Consider the following 20,852-nt stretch of genomic DNA (forward strand, 5'->3'; position numbering starts at 1 on the left):
GTTGATGAAAGAACTTCTTTATATTTTGTTGTTATGTTATAACATTTTTGTTTTGGTGCCCTCAACCACACAAGTAGAACATTTTTATGAAGATACACCCATCGCTTAAATGCGCGCTTTTTACATTTTTTATTTTTCCAGCTTTTATTCTCAACGCATCGGATTTCAAAGAAATCGAATGGGTTGAACTGATGCCAAATGATGATTTGGCAGCCTTGCTCGACAGACCTAAATACCTTGATCAGGTTGCCGATGGCTCGGCCGATGATTCGGTCGATAATTTTAAAAATCAGGATTTTAACGACGAAAAAACACAGCGATATCAGCAGGCTTTGCGTTCTATGCGTGTGATTGAATCCTTTAATCATCAGGCCATTCGTATTCCGGGTTTTATTGTGCCCTTACAACAAAATGAGGACAAAAAGGTCACCGAGTTTTTTATCGTACCTTATTTTGGCGCTTGTATACATTTACCGCCTCCACCACCAAACCAAATGATTTATGCCAAATCGAAACAAGGCGTTGAACTGGAGGATTTAAATCAACCCTTTTGGTTTGAAGGCACCGTTAATATTGAAGCGCAAAAACACAGCTTAGGTACGTCAGCCTACACCATGGCATTAGCCAATGTGATGCCTTATGAGGATGAATAATGGAAATGACATGTGGGGTGCTTTGTTGTTTTAAGGAGACTGAGAGCCGCTGCCAATTCGTATGTTTGGCATAATAAAAAGCCGCTCGCTAAAGTTTGTTTTGCTGGTGGCTTTGGTTATTTTACTTGGGGTGATAGGTGGTCAGTGGGCTGGACGCTGGTTTTCTGCCAGCCAGGGTTTAAGCGTGAGCTCTTCCGCCATTTTTTCCTCAAATGACCAACAATTAACCGAGCGATTTTTGGCGCAGCCGCTGCAAAATATCGGCTGGAAAGACTTACTCACCGCTACCGAACGTGAGTTAGCGGTTAAATATCGTCAGTCTTCTGAGCTTGGTTTTCAACAGCAAATGGAAGTGATGTTGCAAGCTTCCAGCGATAAAGCCTACCAACAAAGTTTAATATCGACTGATACGGTGGCGGGGTTGGATGGGCAGTCCATTAGCCTTAGTGGTTACATTGTGCCGGTTAGCATTAATGAGAAACGGCAAATCACCAGCTTCTTTCTGGTGCCATATTTTGGCGCTTGTATTCATTTTCCCGCACCTGCCCCTAATCAAATGCTGTATGGTCGTGTGCCGCAAGGCTTAAATCATTACGATATTAATCAGGCGTATACTGTTGAAGGGATTATTTCGGTAGGGATGTTTGAAGATCCGCAGGGCACTTCGGCTTATTTGATTGATCCTGTGCAAATTAAACCCTTTGCAGGTGAGCCTGATGATGTTCGCAATCATCAGGCTACCAATGCCTACTAACTCTGCTTAGTTGCTAAGCCTGTTAACCCGCTAAATGTTGCCATGGACCACGAATGGCCAGCGTTTTAGACGGCGAATATAAGTTAACAAACAACACGCTGCCATCGGGCGAGAAACACGCGCCAGCAGGCTCGGTTTGCAAGCGAATACGCGCAAAATCATAGGTTTCACCTTTGGTTGTTACACCTTTTAAGTGATTATCTACAATTGTCGTGTACTGGTCTTCACACACAATAAGCTGCCCGTCCGGTGCCACGGTTAAGTTGTCACCAAAGTTAAAAGACGCTTTGTGCGGGCTTTCCACGTACAAAGTTAATTTACCCGGTGCTTGCTGTTCTTTATCGGTGCCTTCAAACTCAGAAGGCTGATACTGCATGATTTGTCCCAGTTTCTTGCTACCACCGCTGGTACAGCAAAAGAACAACTCCTGATTTGCCCAGTGAATGCCTTCACCGCGGGCGAATAGTGCAGCCCCCGCTTTATGACCACGTAAACGCAAATCATCATCCGGGCTTTCAACGTTATCTAAATCGATCCATTCGGCAAAGACAGTATCCCCCACCACTAACTGACGTTTTTCCCAGTTGCGGGTATCTGCATGGGGTTTGCCTTTAATTGCCAGTGCCTGCAGTTTTCCCCCCGCACTCAGTTTGCCTTTTTGCTTAGGGATAAAACGATATAACAGGCTATCGTCACGATCTTCAGTCAGGTACACAATGCCGGTGCGAGGATCGATACAAGCGGCTTCATGGTTAAAACGTCCCATGGCCTTAAGCGGCAAAGGTTCAACCAGCCCATTTGAGTCGCTCGGCACTTCAAACACAAAACCATGGTGTTTTTGATTGGCTGCCGATGGGGTTAAGGTTGATTCTTCGCAGGTTAACCAGCTTCCCCACGGTGTAATACCACCAGAACAGTTGCGCACGGTGCCAATTAACGACATATGTTGTTGTTCGGTTTTGCCGGTTTTTAAATTGTAAACAATGTTACTGGTACCGCCGGGGAGCGCATTACCATGTTGGCCTACATCGTAAGCCTGCGCTGCGGCGCTCTTATCTTTTACTTCTTCACTACTACCTGCAATCGGCGGTGATAATTCGTGATTACGTACCAGCACCACGCGCTCATCGTCTTTATAAAAACAGCCCATGCCATCGGCGCGATCAGGTACTTCGCGCCCATCGGACATTACCTCACCTAGTTGCGAGATAATTTGATAACTAAAACCTTCAGGTAAATCCAGAACGCCGTTTGGATCGCTGATTAATGCGCCATAACCTGTATTTTTGGCGACTGAACCAAGTCCGTTTGGGGTGGCCATTAAGTGTTTTGATAAACCTCCAAAGGCAACCGCCACAAGGCTCTGATTAAACTGGCGTCTGGAAATCACGATATTCTCCTGTTGTATCGTTGAAAATTAGTGTGCGGGAAATTCGACAGAAACGGCACAATGATCACTTAACATGGCATCTTCATCCATATTGCTAAATGGATAGACAGCGGTATGCGACACCAGTTCAGTGGTTGGCATGCCACCCACCCAAATATGGTCAATCGGTGCCGGATAACGTGGGTGACAGCCAAGTAATGGTTGAGTCACTAAACGTAACTGGGAGCTTGCGGATTTACTGGCGTTAATCTCACGGGTAAAACGGTTGTAAGGTGCAGATAATCTGTGATTAAAGTCACCTAAAAACATATAAGGCGTGCCTTTGGTTTCCTGCTGTTTTATCCAGCTGGTTAACTGGGGTACTTGTTGTGCCAGAGTCTGGCACGACTGTTTATCACTGCTGCTGTAATCATCAACAAAACAACCGCTTTTTAAATGCAATGCCAGAATGGTTAGCGGGCCAAAGCTGGTTTTTACTGTGGCCGATACACCATAACGTAACCCCGGATTATCTAAACCAAACTCGCTTTGTTGAGTGGATTTTTCTACTTCGATATTTTTACGCAGTACTAAGCCCACTTTTTGCTGGGTGGAGTGATAACCACTGCCACGACATTCATAAGATTCGCTGTCCGGGCGCTGTGAAAAAATGATATTCCACTGATCTTCAGGGAAAACCTGACGTAAAGCCTCTACGGATGACACTTCTTCTACCGCGTAAATATCGGCATTGACCGATTTAAGATACTGGCGAATTTGAGTGATTTCCTGCTCACTGCGTGGACGGCAACCGTTGTTAATCGGAAAGGCGAAGTGTTCCATATTCCAGGTCGCCACTTTTAATGGCTGTGACTGTGTTGATATTGTCTTAGACAGAGTGGAAGCACAGGAGCTTACTAATAATATTGCGGCAAGCATGCCAGCTACTTTAAATTTTACAGCCATTAAATACGTCTCTTAAAAAGGTGATACCGGAATATAACTCATTGAATAATCAAGTTTAATCGTGTTGGCGCAACTGAAAGTTTTTAATATGAGCAAACAGAATAAAAACCGTGGCTAAAAGCGTTATCAACGTTTCACTCCGTTCATTTAAAAAATCATGGCCTGCAATCGCGATTAACGTCAGCATCACAAGACCTGTCAGTCCACACAGCAATACCTTGTGATTATGGTGGTGTTTGTATCCGGCCATTAAAGCCAGCAAACCAACCGGTACCACAAAAAATAATAACAAATTGTGAAATACCTCATGCTCAAGCCAAAACACGCCACCCAACGACGGGATTGCGATCACTAAAATCGGTGTCAGGATGCAATGTATAACACACAAAGATGACAGAAAAATGGCTGTCTTATCACCCAATACCTGTAATTGCATTTTCAATGATGACCTCTTAGTTGATGGAAATTAGCCGGAAATCTATTACCAGTGAATGGCATTATGTTCCGGCGATAATTTTTGCATGCCCTGACCTTTGGCATTTATCCACTGCGCTTCAATATGTTGCAATGTTGGCGCGGCAGCAAACAAAGTGACCTTGATATCAGACACGTCAGTGGTGCAATTTAGCTGATAATCCAGCTGAATATTTTCATGATGATGGTGGTGATGTTCTTCGCCGTGATGCTCATGTTCATCATGATCTTCGTCTTCATCATCGTCGTCATGATCTTCATGGGCAGCTGAAACCGATACTTTGCCCGATGTGGTGGTGCATTTGCCACTTAACTCTATGGCTTTGCTGATGTGCTCAAAGGTTTGTTTTACCTGAGCGACTTTTTGTTTTTGCTCTGGCGTTGCGGCTTTGTGTTCAAAACCATACAAATCGGCAGCAGGTAAGATAAAACGAATGGTTACATCTTGTGCATCCTGGGTGATAAGCAATTGCCCGCTGCCATGCACATGAGCCTCGGCTGCGAGAGTGGATGGTGCAGTGATTAACATGGCAGACAACGCCAGCTGTAGCGAGTGTTTAACTATGGTTTTTACTGAGGTTTTCATCATATTGTGTCCTGTGAAAACACCAATGCGCAGCATGGATGATTATAAATTACTTGTGTATTTATGTTATAACATAACATTTGTTTGGGTTGTATAAATGTCGTTAAAAATAGTGTCGAGTAACTCAAAAATAAGTACGCATTTTGAATTTTTAAGATTGCTCAAATGTTACAGAGTTTGATAAAAAAAATTAAAAAAGACGCTAGACATCAGGGGGAACGCTGATATTTATTCTTAAATTAGCTTTAGAACAAGGTTAGATATGAAAGAGTTTAAAAGTGTTGATATTGCTTTAGCACAGCTGGAAAGCGCACTTATGCTTTATTTTGAGACAAATGATTATTTTTCAGTAATTACTTTAGCTGGTGCTGCAGAAGAAATATTAGGTAAAGCGTGTAGAGCGCAAGGAATAAAAAGCTCTTTAGAATCGCTTCAAGACTCTTACTTTTTGTTAAATCAAATCCGGAATGGTGAAGATGTCACTAAAGAAAAACTGAATAAGTGGGTACATGACAGGGTTAATTATGCTCGAAACAAAATAAAGCACGTAAATCCTATTAATGAACCTGTTGTATCGATTTTTGCTGAACACGAAGCTAAGGACTTGCTTAATCGAGCAATCGATAATTGGTGGGCGTTAGGTAACCCCTTTACAAACTTGATGCTCAAGTTTTATAGCGACAAAGTTGACTCAGCAGATATAGAGACTTAACACCCATATGGTGATGTTTTGAGTTGCGAAAAAAGGCACCAATTGGTGCCTTTTCTCAATTTAAGTATTGATTACACATTCAGGTAATCAAGAATGCCATCGGCGGCTTTACGTCCTTCATCAATGGCGGTCACTACCAAATCTGAACCACGCACCATATCACCACCGGCGAAGATTTTTGGATTGGAGGTCTGGTAGGCGAACTTGCCATTACGTGGCGCGCGTACACGGCCTTTTTCATCCAGGATCACACCGTAATCAGCAAACCAGTCGCTGGGGCTTGGCTGGAAACCAAAGGCGATGATTACCGCATCGGCTTCCAAAATATGCTCAGAACCTTCAACAGCTTGTGGGCTGCGACGACCAGCGGCATCGGCCGGACCAAGTTCGGTTTTCACCATATGCACACCACAGGCATTGCCATTTTCATCAATGGCAATATCAGACGGTTGCAGGTTAAACATAAACTCAACGCCTTCCTCACGCGCATTTTGTACTTCGCGTTTGGAGCCAGGCATGTTTTGTTCGTCACGGCGATAAGCACAAATAACCCGTTTAGCACCCTGACGCACGGCTGTACGCACACAGTCCATGGCGGTATCACCCCCCCCTAACACCACCACGCTTTTACCTTGCATATCGATAAAGTCATCGGCATTTTGTTCAAGGCCAATTTGGCGATTGGTGTTGGCAATGAGATAGGGCAGGGCTTCATAAACGCCACTTGCGCTTTCGTTGGCAAAACCACCTTTCATGTACTTATAAGTACCCATGCCAAGGAATACCGCATCGTATTCATTCAGCAGTTGTTCAAAGGCGATGTCTTTACCAACTTCGGTATTAAGTACAAACTCGATACCCATTTCGGTGAAGATATCATGGCGTAAATCCATCACTTCTTTTTCCAGCTTAAAGGCTGGAATACCGAAGGTTAACAGGCCACCGATTTTGGCGTATTTATCAAATACCACCGGTTTCACACCGTTGCGCACCAGAATATCGGCACAACCTAAACCGGCCGGGCCTGCGCCAATTACCGCGACTTTTTTGCCGGTATCCACCACGCCCGACATATCCGGACGCCAGCCTTGTTTAAAGGCGGTATCGGTAATGTATTTTTCGATGCTGCCAATGGTAACCGCACCAAAATCGTCATTTAAGGTACAGGCGCCTTCACACAGACGATCCTGCGGACAAACTCGCCCGCACACTTCGGGTAACGTATTGGTTTTACTCGATAATTCCGCAGCCTCAAAAATACGGCCTTCGTTGGCCAGTTTTAACCACTGCGGAATAAAGTTATGAACCGGGCACTTCCACTCACAATAAGGGTTACCGCAATCCAGACAGCGATCGGCCTGCCCTTGTACCTGTGAATCACTCATTGGCTGATAAATTTCAGCAAATGCACTGCGGCGAGCCGCAATAGGTTTTTTCGGAGGATCGATACGCTCTACATCAACAAACTGGTATACATTTTTTGCCATAAATCCTCCTTAATTTACCTGTACGCGCAGTTCTTCTGTTGAACGACTAATGTGTCCAAGCAGATTTTTAACATCGCTGGTTTTGGGTTTCACCAGACGGAACTTAGGTAAATATTCGGCAAAATTGGTCAGCAGATTCAGTGCATGTTCGCTGCCGGTTTCTTCATAATGCTGGTTAATCAGGCCACGTAAGTGCTCAGATAAAATCACTTTATCTTCAATACCCAGTGTTTCGACTAAATCGGCATTGACGCGTTGTTCGAAGTCGTTATCTTCATCCAGTACGTATGCAAAACCGCCTGTCATACCGGCGGCGAAGTTCACCCCGGTACGACCCAATACCGCAACGATACCGCCTGTCATATATTCACAGCCGTTATCGCCTACGCCTTCAACTACTGCAATCGCGCCTGAGTTACGTACGCCAAAACGTTCACCTGCACAACCTGCGGCAAATAATTTACCGCCAGTGGCACCGTACAAACAGGTATTCCCGGCAATGGTGCTGTTGCGCGTTTTGTAGCTCACGCCTTGTGGAGGATGAATAACCAGCTTACCGCCTGTCATGCCTTTACCCACATAGTCGTTGGCATCACCGATTAAGGTCATTTCCAGACCGCCGGCATTCCACACTCCAAAACTCTGACCGGCAGTACCGGTAAATTCCAGTTTAATCGGATGTTCTTCCATATCACGGTTGCCGTGATATTTGGCGATATGACCGGATACCATAGCGCCTACTGAACGGTCAGTATTGCGAATTTTATAGCGGAACAATCCACCGCTGCGTGAGCTGATTGCACTATCCAGATCGGCCAGCAATTGCAGGTTCAAATCACCTTTATCTGCCGGGATATTTTCGCCCTCACTGCAGAATAATTTGGTGTGATCCCCTGCGGTCGGTTTGGCCAGTATGGGGGATAAATCCAGTTTGTTCTGACGTGCACTAAAGCCCGGCAGAATTTCCAGCAACTCAGTACGACCAATCAGTTCATCGAGTTTACGTACACCCAGCTCAGCCATAATCTCACGGACTTCCTGTGCGATGAATTTAAAGTAATTCATCACCATTTCTGGCAGGCCGATAAAGTAGTTGCTGCGCAGTTTTTCATCCTGAGTTGCCACACCTGTTGCACAGTTGTTTAAGTGACAAATACGCAGATATTTACAACCCAGCGCTACCATGGGGCCGGTGCCAAAACCAAAACTTTCCGCGCCTAAAATTGCCGCTTTAATTACATCCAAACCGGTTTTTAAACCGCCATCGGTTTGTACACGAACTTTATGACGTAAGCCGTTTTCCACCAGCGCTTGCTGGGTTTCTGCCAGTCCCATTTCCCATGGACTACCGGCATATTTTACCGAGGTTAACGGGCTGGCACCTGTACCACCGTCGTAACCGGAAATAGTAATTAAGTCGGCATAGGCTTTGGCCACACCACAGGCAATGGTGCCCACACCCGGCTCGGAAACCAGTTTGACCGAAATCAGTGCTTTAGGGTTAACCTGTTTAAGGTCAAAAATCAGCTGTGCCAAATCTTCAATCGAATAGATATCATGATGCGGCGGCGGTGAAATCAGGGTGACGCCCGGTACTGAGTGACGTAATTCGGCAATATATTTATTGACCTTATCACCCGGTAACTGACCACCTTCACCCGGTTTGGCGCCTTGTGCGACTTTAATTTGCAGCACATCGGCATTGACCAGATAGTGTGGGGTCACACCAAAACGACCCGAGGCAATTTGTTTAATTTTGGAATTGCGTTCGGTATTAAAACGTTTGGGATCCTCACCACCTTCCCCCGAGTTGGACTGCCCGCCTAACCGGTTCATGGCAATCGCCAGTGCTTCATGGGCTTCGGGGCTTAATGCGCCAATCGACATAGCTGCGGTATCAAAACGTGGATAGAGGTTTTCTGCTGGTTCCACTTCGTCAATGCTGATGGCATCCAGTTGTGGGTTGAGTTTTAGCAGATCACGAATAGTGGCAACCGGACGTTCGTTTACCAGTGCGCTAAATTGCTGATAATCGGCATACTCTCCACTTACGACGGCTTTTTGCAGTGTGGTAACGATATCCGGGTTGTAACAATGATATTCACCATCGTGCACATATTTAAGCAGACCACCATGACTGATGGTTTTACGTTTTAACCATGCAATGCGATTAAGGTTGATTTGATCCTGTTCGAAATCATCAAATCCTGCACCCTGAATACGGCTTGGCACACCTTTAAAACAATAATCACTAACGGCTTTGTTAATGCCGACGGTTTCAAATAATTTAGAGCAGCGATAACTGGCAATGGTCGAAATGCCCATTTTCGACATGATCTTATACAGCCCTTTGTTAATACCCTTACGGTAATTAACAATTGCTTGCATGGGAGGAGTATCGATTTGGCCACTGCTACATAACTGTTCTATGACTTCATAGGCCAGGAATGGATATACCGCCGTGGCGCCTAAACCAATCAGTACTGCAAAGTGATGTGGATCACGCGCTGATGCCGTTTCGATCACAATATTGGCATCACAACGTAAGCCGCGATCGACCAGACGACGCTGAACCGCACCTACCGCCATCGCGGCTGGAATCGGGATTAAATTGGGTTTGATCTGACGGTCAGTCAGGATAACAAATGCGGCTTTTTTATGACTAACCAAATGTTCAGCTTCGTCACACACGCGTTTAATGGCGTTTTTAAGGCCTTCTTCCGGTTTGTAGTTCAAATCTACAAATTCGGAGTAGTAATATTCAGGATCAAACTTACGCAGTTGTTTTAAGTCGGTATACACCATAATCGGTGAATCAAATAAAACGCGGTCAGCGTACCCTGAGGTTTCACTGAATACGTCCTTTTCACGACCAATACAGGTAGCCAGTGACATCACGTGATTTTCACGTAATGGATCGATGGGCGGATTGGTTACCTGCGCAAAATGCTGACGGAAATAGTCATAAACGGTTCTGTGTTTGGAAGACAAGACCGCCATAGGCGTATCGTCACCCATTGAGCCAGTGGCTTCCTGTCCGTCTTTAGCCAGTACCTTGATAACCTGATCAATTTCCTCATAGGAATAATTGAACTGTTTGTAATAGGTATTCATCATGTCATCGTCAAACAGACGTTTACCAATTTCCGGCGTGTCCAGCTGCTCAATAGGCGTAAGACGACGAATATGTTCACCTAACCATTCCCGGTAGGGGTGACGGTTTTTCAATTCTTTGTCTATTTCATTACTACGCCAGATTTTACCTGTGTAGGTATCAACCGCCAGCATTTCACCGGGGCCAACACGGCCTTTTTCCAGCACATCCTGTTCGTTGTAATCCCAGATACCGATTTCAGAGGCCAGTGTAATCAGACCGTCGTTGGTCATGACATAACGGGCTGGTCGTAAACCGTTGCGATCGAGATTACAGGCCACATGGCGACCATTGGTTAATACAATACCGGCCGGACCATCCCACGGCTCCATATGCATGGAGTTAAATTCATAGAAGGCTTTTAAATCCGGGTCCATGGTTTTGTTATTCTGATACGCAGGTGGTACCAGTAAACGCATGGCGCGGAATAAATCCATGCCGCCGGCCAGGAACAGCTCCAGCATGTTATCCAGCGAGGAAGAATCCGAACCGATTTCATTTACAAACGGTGCGGCATCTTTTAAATCAGGGATCAACGGCGTGCGGATTTTACTCGAACGCGCTTTTGCCCATTCGCGGTTACCACGAATGGTGTTAATTTCACCATTATGTGCCAAAAAGCGGAAAGGCTGAGCCAAAGGCCACTTAGGTAAGGTGTTGGTGGAGAAACGTTGGTGGAAGACACAGATAGCCGATTGCATTTTTTCATCGGCTAAATCCAGGTAAAATTTGGGTAAGTCTCCGGCTAATACCAGACCTTTATATACAGTGACCAGCGATGACATGCTGGCAACGTAAAAATCTTCGTCTTCTGACAGGCGTTTTTCCGCACGACGGCGCGCCATAAACAGGCGACGCTCCATATCATGTGAAGACCAGCCGTTAGGCGCATTGATAAATACCTGTTCGATCACAGGCAGACAGCTTGCAGCCAGCTCACCTAACAAGTCATTGTTGGTGGGAACTTCACGCCAGCCCAAAACCTGTAAGGTTTCGCTTTCCAGTTCCTCATTCAGAATATCGCGTGCTGCTTGTGCTTTTATTGGGTCCTGACTCATAAAAATCATGCCGACGGCAAAATTTTGCGCCAGAGACCAACCTTGTTGTTGTGCTACGTGTTCAAAAAACGCTTTAGGGGTTTGCATCAGCAAACCGCAGCCATCGCCGGTTTTCCCGTCAGCGGCAATACCGCCGCGATGCTGCATCCGATCCAAACCTTCTATAGCCGTTTTCACCAATTTGTGGCTGGCTTTACCCTCTGTGTGAGCGATTAGCCCAAAGCCACAGTTATCCCGCGAATCATTCGGATGATATAGACTCATGATGATTTGCTCCTTCAACTTGTAGACGGTCGGAAGTCAAAAAGAGTGTTAGATCGAAAGATCTATAACAACTCTCCCTAAATTTTAGGTTACAGAAGTTTTATCGGGGCTCTGTCTTTGCGCCTGTTAGGCGATTATTGATTTCAAGGAATCGTTATGCATTTATCCAGACCAGAGCCGGACAACATAACCAGTTCGTAAAACAAAATCAATTGTAATATTGGAATATCCCTGTGTCCGATGGGGAAAAGTGCTTAAAAATATTGATAAGTTAATGAAATATATAGATCTATATCAAATTTATATATGTTGGAATCTTACGTTTATATGTAAAGATTTTTTTAATTTCTATAATGAAATAAGTTGACGCTTACGTAAACGTGCAGTTTGTTTATTGAATTTATATTTATTTATAGTGAATATAAATTCATATTGATGGTGTGTGAGGATGACATATCAGTAGCAGTGGACTGTCTGAAATGGTCATCCTTAGAGTTGAATATTACTGATGCATGAGTATCGCTTAGGCGCGAAAACCGTTCTCTACGCCTTTTACTGCAATCGACACTGCATCGTGAGCATGTAGTGACTCAAGGTGATTGACCCTTAGCCAGAAATCGCTCAGGTCAGATTGTTGATTTAACAGATATTTCAGTTTACGAGCAGCATCTTCACAGAACATCAGGTTCTGACCATTTAAGCGCGCAAACTCCTGTTCATCTTCACGCTTAACTGCAGCTTGAACCGGGGTTTTCAGTGTGTCTTCAACCTGATCAATCAATGATTTGATTGGAAAGTCGCTCACCTCATCAGTCAGTTTTACTTTTATCTCTGCAACACTACGCTGGCTATGCGGGGTGGCAACAATGCCTTGTGTGGTGCCCAGCCATTGGTGCACTTGTTCTGCATCCAGGGTGTCAGCGTTAAATTGTGCTTTAAAGGCATCCTGAATCAACTGACGTGCTAACGCCGCAGAGCAGGGACAGGTTGATGAATAAGGCACATCCAGTGACAGTTCGATATCGAATTTACCTTGTTGCACCTGACCATTGATGACAATTGGGTAGGCTTTCCAGCCTTGTTTACCACTAATAAGTGAGCTGCGGCGCATATGGTAATCAAATTTAACAATCACCTGAGCGCTGTCACTCAGGTCATCATGACTTTCGATAAAGTCAGCCAGTAATTTCTTAAGTGTGCTGATGGTGAGCTCACCTTCAGTGGACAGCTGATCCAGCAACAAATACAAACGCGACATATGAATGCCTTTGGCCTGTGGCTGAATTAAATTGACGTAGGCTGATACGCTGGCGCTGACCATGCGTGCTTGTGCTTCATCGGCCTTTAACATCAGTGGCACTTCGATGTTGCCCATACCGACTCTTTCTAACACGCCTTCAGTTTGGGCGGTTACATGATTGGCAACATCTGGTAAATTTGTAGGCATTACTACTCCGAACGGCAAAAATATGGGGTTAACTGTGTGCCTTTAACACACAAGCGGTCTCATGTTGTGTCATGAGTTAATTTCCCCCGAAATAACTTATGGCTAATTAATTGCGGTAAACCGGGCCATATCTGATCAAAAAACCGATATGGGATTGAATGTTAAAAATTCAAGTTTTAACGCACGCAATTGATAAGGTCATTGCATAGTTTGTCTGTAGGAACATGGTAACATTTAACTTTGTTTTCATAATATAACCATTTCGGGATACTTATTCCATGCAACAGCACCACAACACTGATTCGTGGGTCTTTAAATTTGCCCGCTTTGTACGTCATGTTGGTACCCTGCGCGCCAGCTTTTTATTTGTCTTTGTTGCGCTGTTTTTCACCCTTGTTGGTTCCTATGTGTTGCGTATGCAAATTACCGGCGAAGTGCAACCGATCGATTTTATTACCGCGGTTATTCTTACCCTGCTTAGTGCGCCCTGGGTGCTGTTCTTTTTTAGCGAACTGGTTAAACAGCTGGAACAATCGCGCAGTAATTTATCCGAGGTGGTGAATCAGCTGGAGCGTTTACGTGAAGAAGATGTGCTGTTAAACCGCGAACTACAAAATAATATTCATCAACTCAACTATGAAGCTGAACAGCGCAAAGATGCCCAACGTGAACTGGAAGAGCTTTACACCGATTTAGAAGCCGAAATCAAAGAGCGCAGTGAAAAAGAACAACAAGCGCAGCGTTTATCTATGCTGTTACGTTCGATTATCGATGCCTCACCTGACCTTATTTATTACCGTAATGAACAGGGGCAGTTTGCTGGTTGTAATCGTATTGCTGAACAAGTCACCGGTAAAAAAGAAGCCGATTTATTAGGTTTAACCCCTCACCATGTATTTGATGAAGATGTGGCGGGTGACATTGTTGCCAGTGACCAGGAAGTCCTTGAATCCAACGTCAGTATCACCGAAGAGCGTTGGTTGCGCTTTGCCGATGGGCAGCGCCGTTTGTTTGAAATGCGCAAAGTACCGTTTTATGACAACGAGGGAAACCGTTTAGGTTTATTAGCCTTTGGTCGCGATATTACTAAACGTAAAGATGCAGAAGTGGCGCTGGAACAGGCCAGTCGCGATAAAACTGCATTTATCGCCACAATTAGCCATGAGTTACGTACACCATTAAACGGCATTGTGGGGTTAAGCCGTATGTTGCGCGATACCGAGATGTCGAAAGAACAAGCGGGTTGGGTCAATACCATATACACCAGTGCAGTCACGCTCGGTATTATTTTCAACGATATTATCGATTTGGATAAGCTGGGGCGTGACCGCTTAGAGCTTAAAAAAGAAAGCGTAGAACTGGAAATGTTCTTTAAAGAATTAAACAGTGTCATTGGTTTGTTAACCAGTGAAAAAGGACTGGATTACAACACTCAGTATGCCGGTCAATTGCCGCAATATATTGAGGCCGATGCGACGCGTTTACGTCAGGTGCTTTGGAATATTTTGTATAACGCAGTCAAATTTACCCAACGTGGTCAGGTTAGTTTTAGTGTTGATAAAATTAAAAATGAAGACGGTTTACCGGTACTGCAATTTAAAGTGACCGACAGCGGAATAGGTATTCCAGAAGAAGAATTAAATAAAATCTTTGCCATGTATTATCAGGTTAAGACCAATCAGTCACATGCTGCAACCGGTACTGGCATTGGTTTGGCAATATGCCAGAAAATGGTGCAGTTAATGGGTGGGCAGATCAAGGTATCCAGTACTTTGGGCCAGGGCAGTGAATTTGTTATCGAAATTCCTTTGGTGGTGGTAAACACACCTAAACAAAAAGCAGAATTGCTGGTTCATGACCTGAATATTTTGCTGGTGGAAGATATTGAATTAAATGTTTTAGTGGCACGAGCTGTACTCGAAAAAATGGGGCACAGAGTGTCGGTTGCCATGACGGGCACGGAAGCAATAAATAAAGCGAGAGAACAAACTTTCGATCTGATATTGTTGGATATCCAGCTGCCGGATATGACAGGTTTTGATGTGGCCAGTGTGTTGCATCAGGAAAGTTTAGTGGAGCAAACGCCGATAGTCGCGTTAACCGCTAACGTGATAAAAACCCGGCAGGAATACTTAGATAATGGCATGGACGATGTAATTGCCAAACCGATAAAGGTCAGTCGTATGACAGAAGTCATGAACCAGTTACTTGCACCAGAAGATCCAGCTCCAAAAGAAACTACAACCACGCAAAATGATGCCGCACAAGATGAATCAGGTTTAGATACGGTTAATCTGACCATGCTGGTTGATACCATTGGCGCACAAATGTTGTTAACCAGTGTGGAAATGTTCCAGCAAAAAATGCCGGATTATTTAGCCATACTGGAATCTAACCTCACCGCTAAACAACAAAAAAGTGTGTGTGAAGAAGCGCATAAAATTAAAGGTGCGGCCAGCTCTATCGGTTTAAGCCATGTGCGTAAAGTAGCGAACTTAATGCAACAGGAAGATCACCCGGCCTGGTGGGAAAATGTTTATGACTGGCTGGATGAGCTTAAACAGGCACTGGAGCATGACCTGCCAAAACTGATTGACTGGTTACATGCTCGTATTGAGAGTGGAAGTTAATTTAAATAATTAAATTCAATGTCAGGATCATGAATAAGCCCACAACACCCACCAGGGTTTCCATCATGGTCCATGACATAAAGGTCTGTTTTAAATCGAGATTAAAATACTCTTTAAACATCCAAAAGCCTGAGTCGTTTACATGTGAGCACATCAGGCTACCTGCGCCAATTGCTAAAACCATCAGATTCGGATCTACGTCGAGCTGGGCTGCCATTGGCGCTAAAATACTGGCGGCAGTTAGCCCCGCTACCGTCGCAGACCCAAGACAAATGCGAATAATGGTGGCCATTAACCAACCCAGCAAGAGAGGATTGATGGCTAAAGAGCTGAAGATGGTGCCTATATCCTGACTCACTCCACTGACCACAAAAACCTGTTTAAGCGCACCGGCTCCGGCAATAATCAGTAAAATCACCGCCACATCTTTTATCGCATCACTAAAACCATCCAGCATCTTACTCATGCTAAGGCCGCTGGGTTTACCCAAAGTAAACATCGCGAGCAATAACGATAGCAGCATCACCACCATGGGGTGTCCAACAAAACCAAGCAGTGGCGATGAGGTTTCCGAATCGGATAAATGGGGTAGTCCAGCGGTAAGCGCCAGTAATAAAACGGGTAACAGACTGGTTAAAAAGCTATTTAGGGTGCCGGGTAGAGCCTCTTGCGGTTTGTCTTCGGGCACAAAGGTTTTTAATGGAGTGGCATTGATATCTTTCAAAAAGCGACTGAAAAACGGCCCGGCGATTAACATGGTAGGTAACGCCACAATTAATCCATACACCAGCGTTAGCCCCATATCGGCACCAAACTGTGGAACAAGCGCTGTAGGAGAAGGATGGGGGGGGAGAAAACCATGCGTAACAGATAACGCTGCCAGCAACGGTATGCCTAAATAAACCGCAGGGAGTTTTGTTTGGTAAGCAATTGAGAACACCAGAGGAATCAGAATCACAAAACCCACATTGTAAAAAAGTGGGATGCCAACAATAAAACCGGTAAACATCAGAGCCAGTGTCAGGTATTTTTGTCCAAATAATGCCATCAGGCTATTGCCGATCTGCTGCGCAGCACCGGATTCGCAGACCAGTTTGCCAAACATTGCACCTACGCAAATAATCACACTTAACGGACCGAGAAGGTTTCCCATTCCGGCTTGTAGTGTAGGTGCTATTGAGTCAAGGGGTAATCCCAGTAATACAGACGCCAGGATGGCACTGATTAAAAAGGCCAGAAATGGATGGAGTTTTAGCCAACTAATTAACAAAATCAACAGAACGATACTGATTACAACAGACAAAACAGCCATAACACATCCCTGACAGGTGATTGTTTAATAAATAATGTAAACGTTTGCAGGAATCGGCGTCTGAGTCAATAACAAATTTTTAACATTCAACGAGTTATATTTATTTTTGGATGGCAGGGTAACTAAGGATAAAACGAGCGCCACCCAGAGGAGAGGTTTCTACTGTACAGTTTCCATGATGCCATTGCTGGATTCGGCGCACTATTGCCAGACCCAAACCGGCACCGCCTTTAAATCGATCACGACTGCTGTCCGGACGATAAAAGGGTTCAAATATACGTTCCCTGAGCTCGGGCTCCACACCGCAACCATCGTCATCTACCTGAATTAACACTCGTTGTTTTTGGGTGGTAATTCGCAGACAAACTTCCTTATTGGCATAACGAATGGCATTTTGCAGCAGGTTTTGCAACGCGCGTTGCACAAAGTGACCATCGGCCATAATAAACTGCTCGTAACCTTCAATGGTGAGCTTTTTATCGTGCTGATAAGACAGTTTTTTGACCATTTCCTGACACAAAGTCTTAACCGGAATTTCCGCCATATCCATATCCGGTGCCTGAGTTTCCATGCTGGAATAATCGAGCATTTCCTGTACCAGTTGTTCAAGCTCACTGATATCTTTTGCCATATCCTGCCATTTGTTGCTACCAGACTGCGGTTTGAGTGCCATAGCAAACTTTAAGCGGGCGAGAGGGGTACGTAATTCATGCGCGACTGCACCAGTCAATTCACGTTTATTGAGTAATAGTTGTTTAATTTCGTTGCTAAGTTGTTCAAAGGCGCTGGCAATGGTTTTAAGGGGGGAGTGACGAGACAGGCTAACTTTAGCCAGTGAACCATCGGCATGTAAGGTTTGAGTTGCCGTTTTAAGGGCATTGAGGTCACGCCATAGCGGCCAAACCCATAAGGCAAGCGGAATACTGAGTAAAATAAAAAAAATGCTACTGTACAGCATGTAGGACGTGGCTGGTTTTTCCTGTTGTGGAAAAGTGAGTTCCAGCAGACGCCCATCCGGCATTTTTACGTACAGTTGCTGACGGTCCAGTTTATCGTGTAATACAACAGGTAAGCCTTTGTTGAGCTTTTGTTCGATATTGTTTGGCCATACCATACTGCCGGGTTCAATCCACTGCATGGTCATATCGGCTTTTTGTGCTAACAGGTGTAAGTCTTGTTTCGGATAAAGTTGGCGCACCATATGACCTACCGCTTCTGCGGCGGGTTCATTGGGGGGAGTATTAGCGTAAAAAAGGTTATCCAGTGATGCTGCCAGCAGAATCAAAGAAAGGGCAATAACCAGATATAAACTAATAAATAAGCGGGCCATACCACATGCTCCGGGTTATTTGCCGTTGCCTGAATAATACTGGAACAAATTCTGCCTTTGCCAGACTACGCAGCTAGCGTTGAGTGTAACGCTGATTTTGTACATGTTATTTGTTCACTGTAAGCACTGCGGCTGATTTTATAGTTATTATTAAATTTAATTTTTAATCCCATGCATCAGGAACAAAGAAAAATCCTTTACCCCAAATGGTTTTTATACGATACGGATTTTGCTGGTTATCATATAGTTTTTTTCGCAAACGTGAAATTCTGACGTCAGCCGAGCGATCCAGCCCATCGTAGGGACGGCCAATTAAATCGTCATAAATCTGGTTTCTATCTACTACCTGCGAAGCGTTTTCCGCTAACATCCATAAAAGATCAAATTCATGACTGGTTAACTGGATCAGTTCGCCTTTCAGGCTAACTTCGCGCGATGCCCGGTTAATCATAAGCTGACCGAACTGCATTTGTTTGTTGGAGCTCACTGACTGAGGCGTCTGGACCCGGCGCAATAATGCATGAATACGCGCCAGTAGTACTCGTGGTTCTACCGGTTTAATAACATAGTCATCGGCGCCCAGTTCCAATCCTAATACCTGGTCAAAATTATCTTCCCGGGCAGTCATAAATAACAGCGGGCCTTTATAAGTGGCGCGAATACTGCGGCATAAACTAAAACCATCTTGTCCTGGCAGCATAACATCCAGAATCAGGATATCAGCTGGTCTGGTTTCCAGTGTTTGAGCTAACTGGCTTCCTTCACGCAGGCAGGTGACTTCAAATTTTTGTTCGCCCAAAAAATCTGCGACCAGAGAACTGAGTCTGTCGTCATCTTCGACCAATATAATATGAGGCATCAGAAAATACTCCAAGGACTTCGAACACGTCGCCGTTGGTTTTGTGGCATCAGGGTTTTAATTTTTAACATAGTGCTTAGTACGGGCTGTTTATCCTGATTAAGCAGGGTTAACTGACCGGGCTTTTGAAAGCGAACTTGCGCTGTTAATTCCTCTCCTGCACGTGTACAGCCTAGCGGAGTCTCTTCGAACATCACACAGTATTCACCGGTCGGTAGATCGGATAATTTCACCTTTACAGGTATCACGCACCAGTCTCCGGCTTTTTCCACAACACAGGTATTGGGTAACACTTTCCAGTTGGGCTCAGAAAAAGACTGAAAGGGAACAACCAACAACAAAAGTAACAAATAGATTCCTTTCAATCTGCCTCCCGATCAGAATCGGTAAGCTGCGCCAATAAAGGCGCTGGCCACAGAGTTGCGTTCAACCAATGGGCTGTCTGACATCGCTGAAGGTAAATGTTGATAACTGGCGCGCAGTACCCATTGCCAGTTTTCGGAAATTGGATGTCGTGCAAGAATTGATATACCGGGAAACCAGCCAGAGTTTGCATGGTAAAGCTGCGATTTTTCAACATTATCCAGTTCATTCAGTCCGTAATAATAGTCGAGTAATTTGCTGCTCTTCCATAAGGCTGACAGGGTCGTGGTAAAATTCCACTGGCTTACTTGCCAATTGTGTTTGTACTTTAAATCAAGTTGCTGACCATTGTAAGTATTTGATATGTCGTTTAAAACGCTAACCTGCCACAATCCGCTTTTGTTTTGATGTTGCCATCTGATTCCCGCATCAACAGCCCAGTCGCGTTTGCGTACATCTTTATAGGAAACCGCTTCCCGATCGAACTTTTCAACGGGAGAGGTTAATGAAGCCTGAATATCTGAAGTTGAAATTAATAACAGATTAGCTGGGTGCCAAAAACTGAAATAGGCGCGCTCGCTATTAAAACGCACGAAAGTTTCAACACTTTGTTTATTGGCCGGAGTCCACTGATAACCCAGTTCACCATTATCAAAATACGCAGACTCACCGTACCATGCGATATCCGGTAAGATAACCAGAGGAATATTGTCACTGTCATGCAATGGATTAAGTTTAACCCCAGCGCCCACTGCCAGCGAAAATTGCCAGCTATTAGGTTCGATACAGTCAGCTTTGGCTGAATCACAGGCAGAGGCAACGTGGCTGCAGACCAGCAAAGTTAATAAAAAAAAGATTGAGCGATTAGCCACAGAATACTCCTGATAATTTAGCGTGCGGAGTATAACAGTCGTTGTTATTGCGGCTCATCTGGCGGTTACAATTATTCACAATTCGATGCATTCTTGATCAGAAACCCTTGTCCTATATCGCTAGCATAAGTTTTGTTGAGTTGCCTCTTGTAGCTTTAATGTGACTGACCATGGAAGACCAGTCAACCCAATGTTCTGAAACTCGCAGCTGTTAGTGTGGCGCTCGCGGCTATGAGTGGAACCAGAACTTTGCCGCTATTGATAGCCGGATCGTCATGGATGACGATTCTTTTCTCTATCCCTCATGCTCTGTTTTTTCCGGAAAATGTTGCTATTCAGGTTTGATATTGCTCCCGTCTGGTTTGTGTCGCCACATCGACCTTTTATCAAACTATTGGTTAATTAAAGCGTTTCTCCCCTTCTTTTCTTGCAATCGTTAACATTTAAATCACACATTATTGAGTATTTAACAGGATAAAAGTGAGAACATGGGACTTAAAATCCCTGTTTAACCTGGGAATTCCACCTACAATGTTATTGAATTGGTTTTTTTATGTAAAAA

The 20,852-nt window shown here is 44.6% G+C and carries 16 protein-coding genes; 4 read left to right on the top strand and 12 right to left on the bottom strand.

From position 1 onward, the window contains the following. Nucleotides 1-86: 86 nt before the first annotated feature. Nucleotides 87-653: a DUF3299 domain-containing protein gene (locus tag H8B19_RS04975; protein WP_186505694.1), complete on the top strand. Its 567-nt coding sequence runs from the start codon at nt 87-89 to the stop codon at nt 651-653. Between the two features lie 61 nt (nt 654-714). After that, a complete protein-coding gene (locus H8B19_RS04980) occupies nt 715-1,407 on the top strand; it encodes a DUF3299 domain-containing protein (RefSeq protein ID WP_186505695.1) in 693 nt (230 codons plus the stop codon). Between the two features lie 22 nt (nt 1,408-1,429). Here H8B19_RS04980 and H8B19_RS04985 read toward each other — a convergent pair whose 3' ends face one another. The 4 genes from H8B19_RS04985 to H8B19_RS05000 are packed head-to-tail and all read right to left on the bottom strand — an operon-like array spanning nt 1,430 to nt 4,805. After that, on the bottom strand, nt 1,430-2,797 hold the full coding sequence (locus H8B19_RS04985) for an alkaline phosphatase PhoX (RefSeq protein ID WP_186505696.1): 1,368 nt from the start codon (nt 2,795-2,797) through the stop codon (nt 1,430-1,432). A gap of 27 nt (nt 2,798-2,824) precedes the next feature. Beyond that, nucleotides 2,825-3,742: an endonuclease/exonuclease/phosphatase family protein gene (locus tag H8B19_RS04990; protein WP_186505697.1), complete on the bottom strand. Its 918-nt coding sequence runs from the start codon at nt 3,740-3,742 to the stop codon at nt 2,825-2,827. A 55-nt stretch (nt 3,743-3,797) separates the two neighbouring features. Then, on the bottom strand, nt 3,798-4,178 hold the full coding sequence (locus tag H8B19_RS04995) for a MerC domain-containing protein (RefSeq protein ID WP_241737496.1): 381 nt from the start codon (nt 4,176-4,178) through the stop codon (nt 3,798-3,800). A gap of 45 nt (nt 4,179-4,223) precedes the next feature. Further along, entirely contained in the window at nt 4,224-4,805 is a 582-nt protein-coding gene (locus H8B19_RS05000; protein WP_186505699.1) for a ZrgA family zinc uptake protein, read from the bottom strand. A gap of 259 nt (nt 4,806-5,064) precedes the next feature. Between H8B19_RS05000 and H8B19_RS05005 the strand changes: the two genes are divergently transcribed. Beyond that, the gene (locus H8B19_RS05005; RefSeq protein WP_186505700.1) at nt 5,065-5,514 is read left to right on the top strand and encodes a hypothetical protein; all 450 of its coding nucleotides are present in this window, start codon (nt 5,065-5,067) and stop codon (nt 5,512-5,514) included. Nucleotides 5,515-5,585: 71 nt separating this feature from the next. Here the strand turns inward: H8B19_RS05005 and H8B19_RS05010 are convergent, their stop codons facing one another. The 3 genes from H8B19_RS05010 to folE2 all read right to left on the bottom strand — a co-directional run bounded on the left by H8B19_RS05010 (nt 5,586) and on the right by folE2 (nt 12,924). Then, nucleotides 5,586-7,001 carry an FAD-dependent oxidoreductase gene (locus tag H8B19_RS05010; protein ID WP_186505701.1) on the bottom strand — a complete coding sequence of 472 codons (1,416 nt, stop codon included), beginning with the start codon at nt 6,999-7,001 and terminating at the stop codon, nt 5,586-5,588. Between the two features lie 9 nt (nt 7,002-7,010). Next, nucleotides 7,011-11,477: a glutamate synthase large subunit gene (gltB, locus tag H8B19_RS05015; RefSeq protein ID WP_186505702.1), complete on the bottom strand. Its 4,467-nt coding sequence runs from the start codon at nt 11,475-11,477 to the stop codon at nt 7,011-7,013. Between the two features lie 523 nt (nt 11,478-12,000). Continuing rightward, the gene (gene folE2 / locus H8B19_RS05020) at nt 12,001-12,924 is read right to left on the bottom strand and encodes a GTP cyclohydrolase FolE2 (protein ID WP_186505703.1); all 924 of its coding nucleotides are present in this window, start codon (nt 12,922-12,924) and stop codon (nt 12,001-12,003) included. A gap of 278 nt (nt 12,925-13,202) precedes the next feature. Between folE2 and arcB the strand changes: the two genes are divergently transcribed. Then, nucleotides 13,203-15,554, top strand: a complete 2,352-nt coding sequence (gene arcB / locus H8B19_RS05025; RefSeq protein ID WP_186505704.1) for an aerobic respiration two-component sensor histidine kinase ArcB — start codon at nt 13,203-13,205, stop codon at nt 15,552-15,554. 1 nt (nt 15,555) lies between these two features. Here the strand turns inward: arcB and H8B19_RS05030 are convergent, their stop codons facing one another. The 5 genes from H8B19_RS05030 to H8B19_RS05050 all read right to left on the bottom strand — a co-directional run bounded on the left by H8B19_RS05030 (nt 15,556) and on the right by H8B19_RS05050 (nt 20,290). Next, on the bottom strand, nt 15,556-16,866 hold the full coding sequence (locus H8B19_RS05030) for a GntP family permease (protein WP_186505705.1): 1,311 nt from the start codon (nt 16,864-16,866) through the stop codon (nt 15,556-15,558). A gap of 100 nt (nt 16,867-16,966) precedes the next feature. After that, a complete protein-coding gene (locus H8B19_RS05035) occupies nt 16,967-18,196 on the bottom strand; it encodes an ATP-binding protein (protein WP_186505706.1) in 1,230 nt (409 codons plus the stop codon). 163 nt (nt 18,197-18,359) lie between these two features. Next, nucleotides 18,360-19,055 (bottom strand): response regulator, encoded by a 696-nt coding sequence (locus H8B19_RS05040; RefSeq protein ID WP_186505707.1) that lies wholly within the window; start codon nt 19,053-19,055, stop codon nt 18,360-18,362. Continuing rightward, nucleotides 19,055-19,420 carry a DUF3019 domain-containing protein gene (locus H8B19_RS05045; protein ID WP_186505708.1) on the bottom strand — a complete coding sequence of 122 codons (366 nt, stop codon included), beginning with the start codon at nt 19,418-19,420 and terminating at the stop codon, nt 19,055-19,057. Before H8B19_RS05045 ends, H8B19_RS05040 begins: the two co-directional genes overlap by 1 nt. Nucleotides 19,421-19,432: 12 nt before the next feature. Beyond that, nucleotides 19,433-20,290, bottom strand: coding sequence for a MipA/OmpV family protein (locus tag H8B19_RS05050; RefSeq protein ID WP_186505709.1), 858 nt, complete (start codon nt 20,288-20,290; stop codon nt 19,433-19,435). Nucleotides 20,291-20,852: the final 562 nt, after the last annotated feature.

Source organism: Neptunicella marina (assembly GCF_014270035.1).
GTDB classification, from domain to species: domain Bacteria; phylum Pseudomonadota; class Gammaproteobacteria; order Enterobacterales; family Alteromonadaceae; genus Neptunicella; species Neptunicella marina.

Bases quoted from the DNA above. Each gene is read 5' to 3' on its own strand.
- H8B19_RS04975 (WP_186505694.1), top strand. From the start codon at position 87: ATGAAGATACACCCATCGCTTAAATGCGCGCTTTTTACATTTTTTATT.
- H8B19_RS04980 (WP_186505695.1), top strand. From the start codon at position 715: ATGTTTGGCATAATAAAAAGCCGCTCGCTAAAGTTTGTTTTGCTGGTG.
- H8B19_RS04990 (WP_186505697.1), bottom strand. From the start codon at position 3,742: ATGGCTGTAAAATTTAAAGTAGCTGGCATGCTTGCCGCAATATTATTA.
- H8B19_RS04995 (WP_241737496.1), bottom strand. From the start codon at position 4,178: ATGCAATTACAGGTATTGGGTGATAAGACAGCCATTTTTCTGTCATCT.
- H8B19_RS05000 (WP_186505699.1), bottom strand. From the start codon at position 4,805: ATGATGAAAACCTCAGTAAAAACCATAGTTAAACACTCGCTACAGCTG.
- H8B19_RS05005 (WP_186505700.1), top strand. From the start codon at position 5,065: ATGAAAGAGTTTAAAAGTGTTGATATTGCTTTAGCACAGCTGGAAAGC.
- H8B19_RS05010 (WP_186505701.1), bottom strand. From the start codon at position 7,001: ATGGCAAAAAATGTATACCAGTTTGTTGATGTAGAGCGTATCGATCCT.
- gltB (WP_186505702.1), bottom strand. From the start codon at position 11,477: ATGAGTCTATATCATCCGAATGATTCGCGGGATAACTGTGGCTTTGGG.
- folE2 (WP_186505703.1), bottom strand. From the start codon at position 12,924: ATGCCTACAAATTTACCAGATGTTGCCAATCATGTAACCGCCCAAACT.
- arcB (WP_186505704.1), top strand. From the start codon at position 13,203: ATGCAACAGCACCACAACACTGATTCGTGGGTCTTTAAATTTGCCCGC.
- H8B19_RS05030 (WP_186505705.1), bottom strand. From the start codon at position 16,866: ATGGCTGTTTTGTCTGTTGTAATCAGTATCGTTCTGTTGATTTTGTTA.
- H8B19_RS05035 (WP_186505706.1), bottom strand. From the start codon at position 18,196: ATGGCCCGCTTATTTATTAGTTTATATCTGGTTATTGCCCTTTCTTTG.
- H8B19_RS05040 (WP_186505707.1), bottom strand. From the start codon at position 19,055: ATGCCTCATATTATATTGGTCGAAGATGACGACAGACTCAGTTCTCTG.